The 16,259-nt window shown below is 53.6% G+C and carries 17 protein-coding genes and 1 tRNA gene; 12 read left to right on the top strand and 6 right to left on the bottom strand.

The window, feature by feature from the left end:
• Positions 1–150 precede the first annotated feature (150 nt).
• The 3 genes from LG297_RS21105 to LG297_RS21115 form a co-directional block, all read right to left on the bottom strand.
• Positions 151–876, bottom strand: coding sequence for a gamma-glutamyl-gamma-aminobutyrate hydrolase family protein (locus LG297_RS21105; RefSeq protein WP_404423857.1), 726 nt, complete (start codon positions 874–876; stop codon positions 151–153).
• A 185-nt stretch (positions 877–1,061) separates the two neighbouring features.
• Positions 1,062–1,502, bottom strand: a complete 441-nt coding sequence (locus tag LG297_RS21110; RefSeq protein WP_404423859.1) for a DUF6691 family protein — start codon at positions 1,500–1,502, stop codon at positions 1,062–1,064.
• 3 nt (positions 1,503–1,505) lie between these two features.
• Positions 1,506–1,937: a YeeE/YedE family protein gene (locus LG297_RS21115; protein ID WP_404423861.1), complete on the bottom strand. Its 432-nt coding sequence runs from the start codon at positions 1,935–1,937 to the stop codon at positions 1,506–1,508.
• Between the two features lie 311 nt (positions 1,938–2,248).
• Here LG297_RS21115 and LG297_RS21120 point away from each other — a divergent pair, with 311 nt between their 5' ends.
• The gene (locus LG297_RS21120) at positions 2,249–3,223 is read left to right on the top strand and encodes a methyltransferase domain-containing protein (protein WP_404423863.1); all 975 of its coding nucleotides are present in this window, start codon (positions 2,249–2,251) and stop codon (positions 3,221–3,223) included.
• A 109-nt stretch (positions 3,224–3,332) separates the two neighbouring features.
• Here the strand turns inward: LG297_RS21120 and LG297_RS21125 are convergent.
• Together LG297_RS21125 and LG297_RS21130 are read right to left on the bottom strand one after the other, a co-directional pair.
• Positions 3,333–3,408: transfer RNA gene (locus tag LG297_RS21125), tRNA-Ala, on the bottom strand.
• A gap of 100 nt (positions 3,409–3,508) precedes the next feature.
• Positions 3,509–3,814, bottom strand: coding sequence for an FYDLN acid domain-containing protein (locus LG297_RS21130; protein WP_404423865.1), 306 nt, complete (start codon positions 3,812–3,814; stop codon positions 3,509–3,511).
• Between the two features lie 347 nt (positions 3,815–4,161).
• Between LG297_RS21130 and aroA the strand changes: the two genes are divergently transcribed.
• The 8 genes from aroA (at position 4,162) to LG297_RS21170 (ending at position 12,516) form a co-directional block, all read left to right on the top strand.
• Entirely contained in the window at positions 4,162–5,508 is a 1,347-nt protein-coding gene (aroA, locus tag LG297_RS21135; RefSeq protein WP_404423867.1) for a 3-phosphoshikimate 1-carboxyvinyltransferase, read from the top strand.
• Between the two features lie 102 nt (positions 5,509–5,610).
• The gene (cmk, locus tag LG297_RS21140; RefSeq protein ID WP_404423869.1) at positions 5,611–6,255 is read left to right on the top strand and encodes a (d)CMP kinase; all 645 of its coding nucleotides are present in this window, start codon (positions 5,611–5,613) and stop codon (positions 6,253–6,255) included.
• Positions 6,256–6,480: 225 nt separating this feature from the next.
• Positions 6,481–8,187, top strand: a complete 1,707-nt coding sequence (gene rpsA, locus LG297_RS21145) for a 30S ribosomal protein S1 (RefSeq protein ID WP_404423871.1) — start codon at positions 6,481–6,483, stop codon at positions 8,185–8,187.
• 255 nt (positions 8,188–8,442) lie between these two features.
• Entirely contained in the window at positions 8,443–9,366 is a 924-nt protein-coding gene (gene sppA, locus LG297_RS21150; protein WP_404423873.1) for a signal peptide peptidase SppA, read from the top strand.
• Between the two features lie 73 nt (positions 9,367–9,439).
• The gene (ihfB, locus tag LG297_RS21155; protein ID WP_007088342.1) at positions 9,440–9,715 is read left to right on the top strand and encodes an integration host factor subunit beta; all 276 of its coding nucleotides are present in this window, start codon (positions 9,440–9,442) and stop codon (positions 9,713–9,715) included.
• Positions 9,716–9,906: 191 nt separating this feature from the next.
• Positions 9,907–10,224 (top strand): lipopolysaccharide assembly LapA domain-containing protein, encoded by a 318-nt coding sequence (locus LG297_RS21160; RefSeq protein ID WP_404423876.1) that lies wholly within the window; start codon positions 9,907–9,909, stop codon positions 10,222–10,224.
• Positions 10,225–10,352: 128 nt separating this feature from the next.
• Positions 10,353–11,075 carry an orotidine-5'-phosphate decarboxylase gene (gene pyrF / locus LG297_RS21165; protein WP_404423878.1) on the top strand — a complete coding sequence of 241 codons (723 nt, stop codon included), beginning with the start codon at positions 10,353–10,355 and terminating at the stop codon, positions 11,073–11,075.
• A gap of 232 nt (positions 11,076–11,307) precedes the next feature.
• Entirely contained in the window at positions 11,308–12,516 is a 1,209-nt protein-coding gene (locus tag LG297_RS21170; protein ID WP_404423880.1) for an MFS transporter, read from the top strand.
• A gap of 86 nt (positions 12,517–12,602) precedes the next feature.
• Here LG297_RS21170 and LG297_RS21175 read toward each other — a convergent pair whose 3' ends face one another.
• Positions 12,603–13,406, bottom strand: a complete 804-nt coding sequence (locus tag LG297_RS21175; protein WP_404423882.1) for a TSUP family transporter — start codon at positions 13,404–13,406, stop codon at positions 12,603–12,605.
• Between the two features lie 226 nt (positions 13,407–13,632).
• Between LG297_RS21175 and mutM the strand changes: the two genes are divergently transcribed.
• From mutM to rpsT, 3 genes are all read left to right on the top strand, one after another.
• Positions 13,633–14,472 (top strand): bifunctional DNA-formamidopyrimidine glycosylase/DNA-(apurinic or apyrimidinic site) lyase, encoded by an 840-nt coding sequence (gene mutM, locus LG297_RS21180; protein ID WP_404423884.1) that lies wholly within the window; start codon positions 13,633–13,635, stop codon positions 14,470–14,472.
• A 178-nt stretch (positions 14,473–14,650) separates the two neighbouring features.
• Positions 14,651–15,427, top strand: coding sequence for an enoyl-CoA hydratase (locus LG297_RS21185; protein WP_404423886.1), 777 nt, complete (start codon positions 14,651–14,653; stop codon positions 15,425–15,427).
• A gap of 176 nt (positions 15,428–15,603) precedes the next feature.
• Positions 15,604–15,864 (top strand): 30S ribosomal protein S20, encoded by a 261-nt coding sequence (rpsT, locus tag LG297_RS21190; RefSeq protein ID WP_007088335.1) that lies wholly within the window; start codon positions 15,604–15,606, stop codon positions 15,862–15,864.
• Positions 15,865–16,259 lie beyond the last annotated feature (395 nt).

Below are 16,259 nucleotides of genomic sequence, written 5' to 3' on the forward strand. Positions count from 1 at the left end.
TCCGACGCAATCATAAATAAAGAGTGTTTTGGAAAAGTTCAAAGCTTTCGCGTTTGGCGAAATGATTTGCGGCCTTATGAAACATAAAACGGACCCTCACCCCTTGATGATGGTCCGTTTTTTTAAATGACATCATGTCCGAACGCTGGTTCAGGCTGCTTTCACGGCCCGTTTTCCCCGCAGGAATGTCAGCATCCATTTGGCGAACAGGTTGCTGTCGATGGTTTCGTCAAGCGATGTAATGGCTTTTGAATGCAAATCTTCGGGGAGCAATGCATAGCGCGCTTTCAGCAATGCTTCCTCGTAAGGTCGCTGGAATTCGGGATGCGGCTGGATTGAGGCTGCGGTTTCACCATATTGAAGGGCGGCATAAGGGCAGAATTCCGAACTTGCCCATACTGTTGCTCCCTCTGGCAGCTCGACAACCTGGTCCTGATGGAAGGCATTCAGTTTGAATTTTTCCGGTGCATTACCCAACCATGCCGGTGCCTGCTTGCCGGTAGTGTATTCATGAACGCCAATGCCCCAGCCCTTGTCGGATTTAACGACCTTGCCGCCAAGGGCAGCCGCCAGAATCTGATGACCGAAACACACGCCGAAAACCGGAACCTGTGCCGCGACAATATCGCGCAGCAAGCCCTGCAAGCGAATCATCCAGGGTTCGTTTTCATAAACACCGTGCTTTGATCCTGTAACGATCCATGCGTCGGCAGCATTCAGATTTTCGGGAAATTCATCCAAAACAACAGTCCATGTCTGGAATGTCAGCGCAGGATCAAGCGGGCCGAGCATGGCTTCAAACATGTTCGGATAGCTTTTGAATTTATCGCGAAGGTCTTCGGGGACGAGCCCGGTTTCAAGAATGCCAATTTTCATGCGGGGCCTTTAAAATCGTAGTGTGACGCTATTTTGCACATATGCCAGTGTATGTGCAAAGACAAGCGCGTTGCTGCGAGATTTGAAGAATTCCACGCAAATTCCTGCAAACTTCGGATGCTAAAGCATTGATTTTTCAGATGATGAAAATCTGTCCGGTATGGCAGGGCTGCATTTGGCGCCGGTCAGGATGCAGTTTTGTCAGACGCATGCGCCGCCAGTTTGTGAAAAAACATTCCGGCGATCATGGCGATAATGAAAGCAATTGTTTCTGGGTGCCCGAAGGCCAGTGCACTGATTGCTGGTCCGGGACAATATCCGACCATACCCCAGCCAATCCCGAACATAAGTCCGCCAATTACCAGATTGCGGTCAATGTCCCGGCGTGTCGGCAGTTCCATTGTTCCGCCGCAAACTGCGGTATTACGGGATTTAGCAAAACGGAATATCGGGAACGCGATGAGAAGACCGCCAGCCATGACCAAGGCAAGGCTGGGATCCCAGTTGCCATCGGGAATGGCTGCAACATCGAGAAACCCAAGGACTTTTTGCGGATCGGTCATGCCGGAAATCAACAAACCCGCGCCAAACAGCGTGCCGCAAAACAGCGAAACAAGAATGCGCATTATCTAGCCCCCGATTACGTGGCGAATGACAAAGGTGGATGCGATGCCAGCCATCATGAAGCACATGGTGGCAATCAGGGATCGCGCCGAGAGACGCGACAGGCCGCAAATGCCATGTCCGCTGGTGCAACCGCTGCCAAGCCGTGTACCAAATCCGACGATCAGTCCGGCGATAATAATCACCGGCCAGGACGCGGTCACAATAGTTTGCGCCTTGATCGGTGACATTGCCAGTATGAGGATCGGCGCAATGATCATGCCTGCGATGAAGGCGAGCTTTTCTAGTCGATCCGTCAATGGACTGCTAAAGGTTAGCAAGCTTCCCAAAATTCCACTGATACCTGCAATCCGCCCGTTCAGGACAAGATAGAGGCCGGATGCCAGCCCGATGAGGGCACCACCCAAAAGGGCTGATACGGGTGTAAAATTTTCCATCTGATTTTCCGGTTAAAAGTATCGCCGGATATTTATATTATTACATTATGATTTTATCAAGTAAATTTGGTGTATGTCCGAGGCATACAATTTCTATCGGGTGACACATAATTTTTGCGACGGAATTCTTGTCTTGGGTGCGCCTGCGAGACGTTTTTGCGCCGGGTCAAAGTCTTGCTCTACATTAACCATATGATTTATATGAATATTATCGGCCTTGCCAAAGACGCGGATTCAGAAGATACAGCGATAATCTGGTTTTGATGTTTCCGGTCATCCTGTCCGGGACCTTTTCGGATTTCTTCGCACATATGAGCAAAGATCGTTTGTTGGCCAGTCGTCGGCTTGATGTCGCGCTGGCGCTTGTCGGGCAAAATGATATCGAGGCCGCAATCGATGTAGCCCGGGCGGCAATTTCGGCTGATCCCGATTGGGAAGAGGCCCATTTTGTTCTGGGCGATATTTTCGAGCGTGCCGGTCAGCACGAAAATGCCATCGAGGCCTTCCGTCAGTGCCTGGCTCTTGACCCGGTCGACCGGATAGGGGCGGAAGTCCGTTTGACCCTGCTTGGTGCTGTTGCGTTGCGGGATCGTTTGCCGCCCGATTATGTCCGTGCGCTTTTTGATGATTATGCGCCGCGGTTTGAGATTTCGTTGCGAGATCGTTTGGCTTACCGGGGGCCGGAGCTGCTTTTTGAAGCAATCCGTTCATATCTGCCGGATTTGTTGCGTCCGTTAAAGGTGCTGGATCTTGGTTGTGGCACCGGTTTGGTCGCCGACGTTTTTGCCGGGCATGTCGATGCAATTGACGGTGTCGACCTGTCGCCACGCATGATCAACCGGGCACGCGCCAAGGGGCTTTATCGCAACCTGATTGCCGCCGATATTACCGATCTTCCCGATGATCTTGATCACGAATATGGTCTGGTGGTTGCGGCCGACGTTCTGAATTATCTGGGTGATCTTGAACCGGCTCTACGCGCGGCCCATGCGCGGCTTGTGCCGGGAGGATTGATGGTCTTTACGCTTGAACATGGCGATACCTTCCCGTTTGATCTTGGTCCCGGGCAGCGGTTTCGTCATCATGAACAGGCGATCCATGACTGGTTGAAAGACTGCAAGTTCGAACTGATTTCGGATGCAACAGGCATACTGCGTCAGGAAAAGGGTCATCCGGTATCGGGGCGGATTATGGTTGCCCGTGCGGGTGACGGAATGCCGAAAATTCTTGACGGTCTGGGGCATCTTCCCGACCCGGATCGTTCGGTCGACCAGACCATACATTGATCATCGACTAAGTATTTCGATGATCTTTAAGCCGCTCTTCCGAGCGGCTTTTTAATTGTAAATTGGGCCGGAAACGACAAAACCCGTCGCTTTAGGCGACGGGTTTTGATGGTGGAGCCGATCAGGATCGAACTGACGACCTCTACAATGCCATTGTAGCGCTCTCCCAACTGAGCTACGGCCCCATTCTAGTCCGCGTCGCAACGAAATCGAGTGTTTCCGTCGCGGCGCGGGGGATATTTAGAAGGTTCACCAAATCTTGGCAAGACCTATTTTCAAAAAATCCTAGCGGTCGTCTTCGTCGCTTTCGACATGTTCAAGGACTTCTCCAAGATCATCGTCGTCTTCGCCAAGATCAGACGCATCTTCAAGGATATCGTCGTCGATATCGGTGTCGACATCGTCATCAAGATCGACATCATCATCAAGATCTTCGTCTTCTTCAGGCTTCGGCTTTGCAACCGCGGCTTTCTTGACTTTGGTCACCCCGTCGGGGGTCGCGCATTTGGGGCACACGACCGGCGTACGATTCAAATCATAGTATTTGGTACCGCAGGCTAGGCAATGACGTTTCTTACCGCGTGCTGACATTACGGCAAACCCTCTATAAATACCGTTATCATCAAAGAATGGGGTGAAGGCCGAATTCGCCTTCTACTGATTGGCCCAATTGCCATCTTGGGACGGCCTTGTCAAAAGGAAATTGTCCGATTTTTCCACAAGCCTCAAAAAGGCGGGATTCTGCGCTGCAGCCCGCGATAAACTTGAAGCAAAATTTGGCTTCGATACTGGTGCGCCAAAAGCGCATATGCTAGGAGTTTGCCCCCGGCAATTGAATGCCTTGTTTGCGCCCGAAACCGCGGCAGCATCCGGAGGCGTTCAAACAGCCGGGAAACCGATGATTTGATGGTTACAACAAGACAAGACAGGCAGGCCCGATGAGTTCCTCGCAGACCAAACGTCCGCTTCAATCGCTGAAGTCCGGTGCACTGAACGGCGATATCCGGGTTCCCGGCGACAAATCGATTTCCCATCGTTCCCTGATGTTTGGCGGTCTCGCGATCGGGGAAACCAAAATCACCGGATTGCTTGAGGGTGAAGATGTTCTGGCAACCGCCGAAGCCATGCGCAAGCTTGGGGCAACCGTGACCCGCGATGATGACGGTATCTGGCATGTGACCGGTGTTGGTGTCGGGGCATTGCGCGAACCTGACAGTGTGATCGACATGGGCAATGCCGGAACCGGCATTCGCCTGATGGCCGGTATTGTGGCAACCCATCCGATTACCACCTTCTTTACCGGCGACGTGTCGCTTTGCAAACGTCCGATGGGGCGTGTTGCCGATCCGCTGGCGGAATTCGGTGCGCAATTCATCACGCGCGAACGCGGTCGCCCACCCATGGCAGTGATCGGGACGGACGAAGCCAAGCCGGTGACCTATACGCTTCCGATGGCATCGGCACAGGTAAAGTCCGCCGTGTTGCTGGCCGGCCTGAATACGGCTGGAACGACCACCGTGATCGAACCCAAACCATCGCGTGATCATACCGAACGCATGTTGCGCCACTTCGGTGTCGATGTTGATGTCAGCATCAATGACGATGGTGGCCGCACCGTCAGCCTGACCGGGCCGGTCGAAATGAAGGCAGCCGATATCGTTGTACCGACCGATCCAAGTTCGGCGGCCTTCCCTCTTGTTGCAGCCCTGATCAATCCGCAATCGCAGGTGACCATTCGCGACGTCTGCCTGAACCCGTTGCGCACAGGGTTGATCACCACCCTGATTGAAATGGGGGGCGATATCACCATCATCAATGAACGCGAAGAAGCCGGTGAAACCATTGGTGATCTTGTCGTAACCGGCAAAAATCGCCTGACCGGCATTGTCGTTCCGGCCGAACGTGCGCCGTCGATGATTGATGAATATCCGGTTCTGGCAGTTGCATCTGCCTATGCACAGGGTGAAACCCGGATGTGCGGTCTTGAAGAACTGCGCGTCAAGGAATCGGATCGTCTTGCCGCCGTGGCCGCAGGGCTTGCTGCGAACGGTATTGTTCATCGTATCGAGGGCAATGATCTGATTGTCACCGGTGGCGAAGTGCCGGGCGGCGGGATGGTTGAAACCCATCTTGATCACCGTATTGCCATGTCCTTCCTGGTTTTGGGGTTGGGCGCAAATGATCCGGTTGCGGTTGACGATGCCAATCCGATTGCCACCAGTTTCCCGAGCTTTGAAACCCTGATGCGTGAACTGGGGGCGAATTTTGCCCCGGCGGGTTCGTGATCCTGCTTTGCGATTGGTCTTCGCAATTCGTATATCGGGGCTCGTAAAGCCTTTGCGGCACACAAATATAAGTGACATCAAACCACACAGGGGCACCCGCGGATGATCATCGCAATTGACGGACCGGCAGCATCGGGAAAAGGTACTTTGGCACGTCGAGTCGCAGAGGCAATGGACTATGCCTATCTTGATACCGGGCTTTTGTACCGCGCGACGGGGGCAAAGGTTCTGAGTCTTGGACTTGATCCTTCGGACGAAGCGACGGCGGTTAGGGCGGCCGAAAAACTGGCTGCTAATGATCTTGACGGTGATGAGCTTCGCAGCGAAGAAGTAGGAAGTGCAGCATCAAAAGTTGCCGCGATTCCAAGGGTTCGTGCGGTGTTGCTGGACTTTCAGCGCAATCTTGCAAGCAGCCCGCCCGGTGGTAAACGCGGTGCCGTTCTTGATGGCCGTGACATCGGGACGGTTGTTTGTCCGGATGCTCCGATCAAGTTCTATCTGACGGCCAGTGTCGAAGAACGGGCAAACCGTCGGTTCAAACAGTTGCAGGAAAAAAATCCCGCTGCTATATACGAGCGCGTTCTCAAGGAGCTTGAAGAACGGGATGCCCGAGACAGTGCGCGAGATGTTGCGCCGCTCAAGATGGCATCGGACGCAATCCACATCGATACGGATCGTCTGAATGCCGATGCGGTGTTTAATGCAGTCATGGCGCATATTCGAACCCATATGGGCGAGAATGACTGACACGCGGGCGTTTTAACCGTCAAGCGACAGAACGATCTCAGGGGTTGTTGCCCTAAGGTGAACGACATGTGCGTTCACCTTTTCGTCTATGGAAAACCGTTTGGTTTTTCGCGAACGGGATCGGGACATCGTTTGGCAAAAACCCGCCACGATTTTGTGGCAAGACCATCGGATACAACCGATTGGCCGGAATAGTGACGATACACTCGAAAGGAAGTCTCTTTAATGACAACCGCTGAAGAAGCACAATTCTCCACTGGCGAAGATTTCGCCGCCCTGCTGGCCGAAAGCCTCGGTTCTGAAGACGAGGGCTTTATTGGCCGCGTGATGACCGGTACGGTCGTCAAAACCACTGACGACGATGCAATCGTCGACGTGGGTCTGAAGTCCGAAGGCCGCGTGCCGCTCAAAGAATTTGGCGCAGGCGATGTTAATATCGGCGATACCGTTGATGTTTATGTCGATCGCTATGAAAACAAAGATGGCCTGATCGTTCTGTCGCGCGAAAAAGCGCGTCGCGAAGAAGCCTGGGTCGAGCTGGAAAAACAGTTCAACGAAGGCAAACGCGTTGACGGCACCATCTTTGGTCGTGTTAAAGGCGGCTTCACTGTTGACCTGTCGGGCGCCGTGGCATTCCTGCCGGGCAGCCAGGTTGACATCCGTCCGGTTCGCGACGTTACCCCGCTGATGAACAATCCGCAGCCGTTCCAGATCCTGAAAATGGATCGTTCGCGCGGTAACATCGTGGTTTCGCGTCGTGCCGTTCTCGAAGAGACCCGTGCTGAACAGCGTGCCGAACTGATCCAGAACCTTCAGGAAGGTCAGGTTCTTGATGGCGTCGTTAAAAACATCACCGATTACGGCGCGTTCGTCGATCTCGGCGGTGTTGACGGCCTGCTGCACGTCACCGACATCGCGTGGAAGCGTATCAACCATCCGTCTGAAGCACTTCAGATCGGTCAGACCGTCAAGGTTCAGGTTATCCGCTTCAACAGCGAAACCCAGCGTATCTCGCTTGGCATGAAACAGCTCGAAGCTGATCCCTGGGAAGGTGTCGAAGCCAAATACCCGGTCGGTTCGAAATTCGAAGGTCGTGTCACCAACATCACCGATTACGGCGCATTCGTCGAACTCGAAGCTGGTGTCGAAGGCCTGGTCCACGTTTCGGAAATGTCCTGGACCAAGAAAAACATCCACCCGGGCAAAATCGTTTCGACCTCTCAGGAAGTCGAAGTCATGGTGCTCGACGTCGATGCGCAGAAACGCCGTATTTCGCTTGGTCTCAAGCAGTGCACCTCGAACCCGTGGGATGCCTTCCTGGCAGCTCATCCGGTTGGCGCCGAGATCGAAGGCGAAGTCAAGAACATCACCGAATTCGGTCTGTTCATTGGCCTTCTGGGCGGTATCGACGGTATGGCTCACCTTTCGGACCTGTCATGGGACCGTGCCGGTGAAGAAGTCATCAAAGAATACAAAAAAGGTGACATCGTCAAAGCCAAGGTTCTTGACGTTGACGTCGAGAAAGAACGTATCTCTCTCGGTATCAAACAGCTTGCTGAAGATCCGTTCAAAGGTGCCGTTACCGGCATCAAGCGCGGCGAGACCGTAACTTGCGAAATCACCGAAGTTAACGACGGTGGCATCGAAGTTGCAGTTGGCGGCACCGATCTTAAAGGCTTCATCCGCAAGGCTGAACTCGCACGTGACCGTTCGGACCAGCGTCCGGAACGTTTCGCAGTTGGCGAGAAAGTCGATGCGCGTGTTACCACCATCGACGCCAAAACCCGCAAGGTTACCCTCTCGGTCAAAGCTCTGGAAGTTGCTGACGAGAAGAAAGCCATGGCGGATTACGGTTCGGCTGACAGCGGTGCATCGCTCGGCGATATCCTTGGTGAAGCACTTCGCAAGAAACAGGAAGGTGGTGTCGAATAAGACACCCGTTCTTCTGAACGAACAGGATCTGCCCCGGCAGATCACAAAGACGGGTCGTGCTTTGCACGGCCCGTTTTTTATGACTTTTGCCCGGATTTCCCCGTTCTATCGCGACTTTGCCGTCCCAAGGTCATTTTTTCGCGAGAATTTTGATTTCAAACGGTTTTTGTCCTTGCCAAGCGAATAAAGAAAAACCATTTGAAAAGGCAGGTTTTTGAAGCTGTTAGTTCATTACTGAATACCGGGGCACATTAGATGGCACTTGATGCCGATATCCTTCTTGATCGTAGACGTTTGAAAAAATCGATTTTCCGCTGGCGGGTGCTGGCGGCAGTGGCCGTGGTGATTGCGATTGTCGTTGCCTTTGCGCGTAGCGGTGCAGACGACGTTGTGTGGGGCGATACCGGCCTGCGCATTGTCGAGGTAAATATCGAAGGCGTGATCACCGAGGACCCCTACCTTCTGGATGCACTTGAACAGATCGAGGAAGACAGCGATGTCGCGGCACTGATTGTTCATATCAACAGCCCCGGCGGTACCATGGTCGGTGGCGAGGCGCTGTTTGAAAGTCTGCGCCGGATTGGTGAAACCCGGCCAGTCGTTGCCGAAATGGGAACGGTTGCAGCGTCGGGTGGCTATATGACGGCGATTGCTGCCGATCACATCGTCGCGCATCGCGGGACGGTGACCGGCTCGATCGGGGTGATTTTCCAGTCAATGAATTTCAATGGCACGCTGGAAAAGCTTGGTGTGGAGCCGTTGACGGTCAAAAGCGGGCCACTTAAAGCCGTTCCAAACCCATTTGAACCGACGGACGATGCCGCGCGAACGGCTATGGAAAGCCTGATTTCGGACATGTTTGGCGTGTTTGTCGACATGGTAGCCGAACGGCGCGAAATGGATGTGGATACCGTTCGCCAATTGGCGGATGGTCGGGTTTATACCGGTCAGCAGGCCGTTGCCAACGGTCTGATCGACGAAATTGGTGGTCGACGCGAAGCTTTGCGCTGGCTGCAGGACGAAAGGGGAGTCTCATCGGATATGGTGGTCGTGCCGCTTGAAATCGATTATCCGGACGACTCCCTCATGGCGGCACTGTTCGAAGGAAATATCGGAAAAATGCTGTCATCTGAGGGGCTTAAACTTGACGGGTTGCTGACTGTCTGGCAACCTGAGTGAAAGCGCCGACGTGATGTAATCTAACCTTTGGTTGATTGGATATCTGTCAGAACGAACAGGATGGGGCCTGAATATGACAAAATCAGAACTGATCGCCCGGCTGGCCGAAATGAATCCGCATCTTTATCAGCGCGATGTTGAGCGGATCGTGGCGACGATCTTCGATGAAATCACCGAGGCACTTGCACGCGGGGATCGTGTCGAACTGCGCGGATTTGGTGCATTTTCTGTCAAGCAGCGGGATTCCAGAGTCGGACGCAATCCGCGTACTGGCGAGGCTGTTCCGGTGGGCGAGAAAAAGGTTCCCTATTTCAAAACCGGAAAGCAGTTGCGCGAACGTCTCAACTGATTACGCACCGTTTGATCGGCTTGCTGTTGGCGTGAGAACTGCGCTAAACCAGCCTTGTGGAAATTCTGCAGGGTGGTTGCAAATTCATTTGCTTATGTTTCCGTTTGACCATATCGGGTCCATTCGCCGGTTCCGTCCGGTGTGCCGGACTATGACCCCTGCCTTTTTGCCTGTCGGCACGAGGAGTTGAAATGCGCATTCTTTACTGGATCATCTCCATCCCGCTTGCGATCCTGATTGCAATTTTCGCTGTGTCAAACCGTGCTCTGGTGACCCTGTCATTATGGCCGCTTCCCTATGAAATCGATATGCCGCTTTTTCTGCCGATCATGCTGGCCTTGCTGATCGGACTTGGTATTGGATTGGCCTATGAATGGTTGGTGCATGGTAAACATCGTCGTGCGGTCAAGCGTATGGACGGGGAATTGCGCCGACTGCGTCCGGACGAGGCGCATAGTTCGACAAGCATAAGGCAATCAGCCAGCAGCAGGCGTCCTGACGAAACCTGATGGCTGGTTGCGGGAAACTGCCATGTCGAATTCGGGCTTGGTAATTCGGGGTGAAATCGGCTAAGTCATGCCCGGTCCGTCGCACTTTCGTGGGCCAATCATGAAATTCCAGCCCGCCGGAGGACGCCATGACCGAAAACCTTGCCCCCCAGGATCGCATTTTTTGCGCCATCGATACCACCGATCTTGCGCATGCAGTTGATCTGGCATCACTCCTTTCGGGGGTGATCGGCGGGGCGAAGCTTGGCAAGGAATTCTTTGCAGCCCATGGGCCCGCGGGTGTGCGCGAAGTTGCCAGAGCCGGGTTGCCGATCTTTCTGGACGTCAAATATCACGACATTCCCAATACGGTTGCCGGTGCCATCCGAGCGGTAACGCCGCTTGGTCTCAAGATCGTTAATGTACATGCCACAGGCGGCATTGAAATGATGAAGCGCGCCGGTGAAGCCGCGCGCGAAGCCGCCGACAAGGCCGGTGTCAGTGCGCCATGGGTAATTGCCGTAACAATCCTGACCAGCCTTGATCAGGGTGATCTTGACGATGTTGGTTTGGCTGGACCGATCAGTGATCGCGTGGTCAAACTTGCGGAATTGACTCAAAAAGCCGGTCTTGATGGCATTGTGTGTTCGGCAAAGGAAATCACTCCGGTGCGCGCGGCATGTGGTTCGGAATTTAAACTGGTAACGCCGGGGATTCGGCCGTCCTGGGCCAGTGCAGATGACCAGAAACGTATCGTGACACCGAAGGATGCCGTTGCAATGGGCAGCGATGTTCTTGTGATTGGGCGCCCGATCACCAAAGCAGATGATCCGGTTGCTGCAGCAAAACGCATCGTTGCCGAACTATCCTGATCCATTTTTCCGTTTCATGCTTCTGACAGGGCCGGTTTTCAACCGGGCCTGTTTCAGTTGTGACGGAACTGCATAGTTTTTATGCCAATTTCGCGATGGTGAAATTTGTGCACCGCACGCAAAATTGAATCGTTTCAAGTTTTAGCCGGTTCAAACCTGCCAAACGACGACTGAACCACGTTACCTTGATATAATCCCGCATTGGTGCCCGGCACCCTTGGACGTTTCGATCATGACAACTGCTGTTGACCGTACCGGTTTCTTTGGAAACCTTCCGATCCTTGCCCTTGCGCTCGCATCCTTCGGGATCGGCACGACCGAATTTGTTATTATGGGGCTGTTGCCTGATGTGGCGACGGATCTTGGTGTCAGCATTCCCGATGCCGGGTTGCTGGTCACCGGTTATGCGTTGGGTGTTACGTTTGGCGCGCCGTTTCTGGCGATCGCGACGTCAAAAATGGATCGCCGTCATGCCTTGTTGATGCTGATGGTAATTTTCATTGTCGGCAATTTCCTGTGTGCGATGGCACCGGACTACTGGCTTTTGATGGCGGCCCGTGTTGTGACCGCGTTCTGCCATGGAGCATTCTTTGGCTTGGGGGCTGTTGTCGCGGCTAATCTTGTCGCGCCGCATAAACGGGTACAGGCCATTGCTTTAATGTTTTCCGGCCTGACGTTGGCGAATGTTCTGGGCGTTCCGTTTGGCACGGCATTTGGTCAGGAGCTCGGTTGGCGTTCGACTTTCTGGGCGGTTGTCGGGATCGGGGTTTTTGCTGCCGCGGCACTTTATTTCTGTTTGCCGCGTAAAATCGCCGCATCGGGCGGCAGTTTGATCGCCGAAGCCCGGGCTCTGGCGAAAACCCAGGTTATCTTTGCCATGGCGATCAGTGTTCTCGCCGCCGCCAGCATGTTCAGCGTGTTTACCTATATCACCCCGATGTTGCAGAACATCACCGGCATTTCGGCACGGCAGGTGACCTATGTGCTGTTGCTGTTCGGTGCCGGTTTGACGATTGGCAATTATATCGGTGGCCGTCTGGGCGATTGGCGCCTGATGCCGGCAATCATCGCGACATTTGTCCTGCTGATTGCGATACTCGTGATATTTGCTGAAACCATCACCAATGTGATCCCGGCCGTGGCAACGGTTTTTGTCTGGGGTGTGGTTTCCTTTGCGCTGGTTTCCCCGCTTCAAATGCGAGTGGTCAACGAAGCCACCGATGCCCCCAATCTTGCATCGACGCTTAATCAGGGGGCCTTTAACCTTGGCAACGCCTCTGGTGCCTGGTTTGGCGGTATCGCGATTACACAGGGCGTTTCCTATCAGGATATCCCGTGGCTGGGTGCCGGGATCGCGGTGATTGCCTTGTTGTTTGCAGTCTGGAGCCACCTGATTGATCGTCGTGACGAGGCATTTATCGAAACAGCAGCCAGCGCCTGACGGATTTCATAACCAAAAGCAAAGCCCGCCGGAAACCATTCGGCGGGCTTTTTCATATGGTTAATATCCCGGGGCGATGTAGAGCCTTATCCGATCCAAACATGCATCTGGTCCCAGTACTGGCTAATGGTGCTGCCATACTGGTCTATGATCAGCTTGATCGAGATCGCGACGGAGGTCACAACCAGAAGCGGGCGCACCAGTCGCGCGCCGATCCTGATTACCAGATGCGATCCGATCTGTGCCCCGATCAGCGCTCCGATCGCCATTACCAGACCGATGATCCAGACAACCTCGCCCCCGGCGATGAACATCACAAGTGATGCAAAGTTCGATGTGAAGTTCAGAACCTTAGTGTGTGCGGTCGCCTTGGTCATATTGAACCCAAGCAATGCGACAAAGGCGATGGAGAAGAACGATCCGGTTCCCGGTCCGAAAAAGCCGTCATAAAACCCGATGCCAAACCCGGCGGTGAAGGCAAATGCCGAATGCCCGATGATCTGATGTGCATCAATGTCGCCGACGCGCGGTGACAAAAGGAAATAAAGCGCGATCAGGATCAAAAGGGCCGGCAGAATTTTAAGCAGGATGCTGGCATCCAGCATTTGTACAAGTACAGCCCCCAGCGCCGATCCGGCAAAAGTCAGAACAATTGCCAGCACCATATGACGTGGATCAACATGGCCTTTGCGAATAAAATGAACCGATGCAGTGAAGCTGCCAAAGCTGCCCTGTAACTTGTTGGTTGCCAAAGCCTGTGCTGGTGTAATACCGGCCCAAAGCAGGGCTGGAATGGTGATCAGTCCGCCGCCGCCGGCAATCGAATCGACCATCCCGGCAAAAAGGGCAACAGCAAAAAGTATCAGTAAAAGATCGACGCCAAATTCCATTGACTGAAATCCTGTAGATAGCGCGCAAGGTGGGGCGATATGCGCACATGCCCGAAGCCAGAAAGAACTCGGACAGTAGTGGCAAGAAGCGCAGCAATCATAGGAGCTTGCCTATCTTCGTCCATTGTTTCTTTGTAATGGCTACAATGTTGTCTGGTGCGTCAGCTTGCCAATCGCTCGGTCGGGTTCTAGATATGACCTTATCCTTTTCATATGCGAGTTTCCGATGCCCGAATTGCCAGAGGTCGAAACAGTCACACGTGGTCTGACACCTGTGATGGAGGGACATGTTGTTGATCATGTCGTACAGCGTCGCGCGAATCTGCGGTTTCCGTTTCCGGAAAACTTTGTCGGACGTATGGCCGGACGCCGGATCGAGCAACTGACACGCCGGGCGAAATATATTCTCGGCCATCTTGATGACGGACAGGTTTTGCTGATCCATCTGGGCATGTCAGGGCGCATGACGATCTTTGATAATCCGGCGATTGGTGTGCCGGACCCGGCAAAGCATGATCACGTCGATTTTGTTATGCAGGGGGGCGCGGTTGTACGGTTTACGGACCCAAGACGGTTTGGTGTGATCACCCTGATTGCCGGGGACGAGGTCGCCACCCACAAAATGCTGGCTGGTATCGGTCCGGAACCGTTGGGTAACGGGTTCAATGCGGAAGTTCTGGCCGCGGGTCTTGCCAATCGGGCCAGTCCGATCAAAACCGTCCTTCTGGATCAGCGGCTGGTCGCCGGGCTTGGCAATATATATGTGTGCGAAGCATTGTTCCGGTCCGGTATCGCGCCAGAAAGACTGGCAAAAACGTTGAAAGCAACCGAGATTGATCATCTTTATCGTGAAATCCGGCTGGTGCTTGAAGACGCAATTGTGGCTGGCGGATCGAGTCTGAAGGATCATCGTCAGGCGAATGGTGAGCTTGGATATTTCCAGCACAGTTTCAAGGTCTATGGTCGCGAAGGCGAAGGTTGCAGTGTGGATGGTTGCAACAGCACTGTGGGCAGGATCGTTCAGGCAGGACGTTCGACTTTCTTTTGTCCAACCTGCCAGAAATAGTCACAACTGCCGGGCTGCCGATTATGGAGCCCCCGGAAAATATATCGACAATCATATGATTCTGTCCGGTTTGGTTGCTGTGGTGAAATAAAATCGGTAAAACAGTATCAAAATATGGTTTCGACAGAATCGCCTGCGAATCAAGGCGGGCCCGATTCCCTGATAAAGGATTGCCACTATGTCTTATGAAAACATCATTGCCGAGGTGAAGGGCAATGTCGGTCTGATCACCCTGAACCGTCCGCAGGCGCTGAACGCACTTTGTGCAGCATTGATCACCGATATCGGCGGGGCGCTTGACCAGTTCGAAAATGATGAAAACATTCGTGCAATCGTCATTACCGGATCGGAACGGGCCTTTGCGGCTGGGGCCGATATCAAGGAAATGGCCGATTACGATTATATGGATGTCTACAAGAACGACTTCATCACCAAAGGCTGGACGCGAGTGGCAAGTTGCCGCAAGCCGGTCATCGCCGCGGTGGCGGGTTTTGCGCTTGGCGGTGGCTGTGAACTGGCGATGATGTGCGACATCATTCTTGCTGCCGACACTGCAAAGTTTGGTCAGCCCGAAATTACCATCGGAACCATCCCCGGTGCAGGTGGGACCCAGCGCCTTACCCGTGCTATTGGCAAGTCCAAGGCGATGGAAATGTGCCTTACCGGTCGGATGATGGATGCGGAAGAAGCAGAACGTTCAGGGCTGGTCGCACGAGTCGTCCCGGCCGACTCGCTTATGGATGAAGCGATGAAGCTGGCCGATAAAATCGCATCTTTCTCGGGGCCGGTTTCCATGAAGGTGAAGGAAAGTGTCAGCAAGTCATATGAAATGACCCTGACCGAAGGGCTGATGTTTGAACGCCGCGAGTTCCATTCGACCTTTGCGCTGGATGACCGGGCCGAGGGCATGAAAGCCTTTGCTGAAAAGAGAAAACCGGACTTCAGGCATCGCTGATCGGGACCGGCTAATCAGCCGATACCGGGAATGCATTGCTGCCTTGCAGCTCCAAAGAGTCCTAAACCGCGGAAAATCGCCGGGATTGAAGGTATCGGGGGTTGACGAGGGTTTCCGACGGAGCTATAAGCCGCGCTCCGAATTACGTAACATTTGTTTTAAGAGACAGGTTCGCAATGGCTCACCATAAATCGGCCAAGAAGCGCATTCGCCGCAACGCCGCACGTGCAGAAGTTAATGGTGCACGCATCGGTCGCATTCGTACCTTCGTCAAGAAGGTCGAGGCTGCGCTGAACGTTGGCGACAAAGATGCTGCTCTGGCTGCGCTGAAAATTGCAGAGCCGGAAATGGCACGTGGCGCGCAGCTCGGCGTTCTGCACAAGAACACCGTCGCTCGCAAGGTCTCGCGTCTGACCGCTCGCGTCAAAGCACTTTAATTTATCCCTTACGGGATGGCGAGTCGAAGGCCGTGCTTTCAGCACGGCCTTTTCGCTGCCCGGATTTTGCTGAATCACCTTTTGTTCCTTGGTTGCGCATTCGCAAAAGACCGCACAAACCAAGGACTGTTTTGGTGGCGAAATCCTTTTAACGTTCTGTTAAAGATCGCCTTGCCTGATACGGGTCGCATCAGTACAGTGTTTGGACTTCGCTAGCCGCGCAACGTGGCAAAAGACGAAGAACCAAAAAAACAAAAGGCGCGAGTACGCTTCCAATGACTTGGTGGAAGATAGACGTGTTGATCGCGAATGTGATCGACGCGAATGGGTACTTTTTTGTCTTTCATCGTTTTGTTTGGTAGTGAAGATTGAGTAAGCGGGGAAAGGTTCTAACA

Source organism: Thalassospira australica (assembly GCF_044790785.1).
Taxonomy (GTDB): domain Bacteria; phylum Pseudomonadota; class Alphaproteobacteria; order Rhodospirillales; family Thalassospiraceae; genus Thalassospira; species Thalassospira australica_A.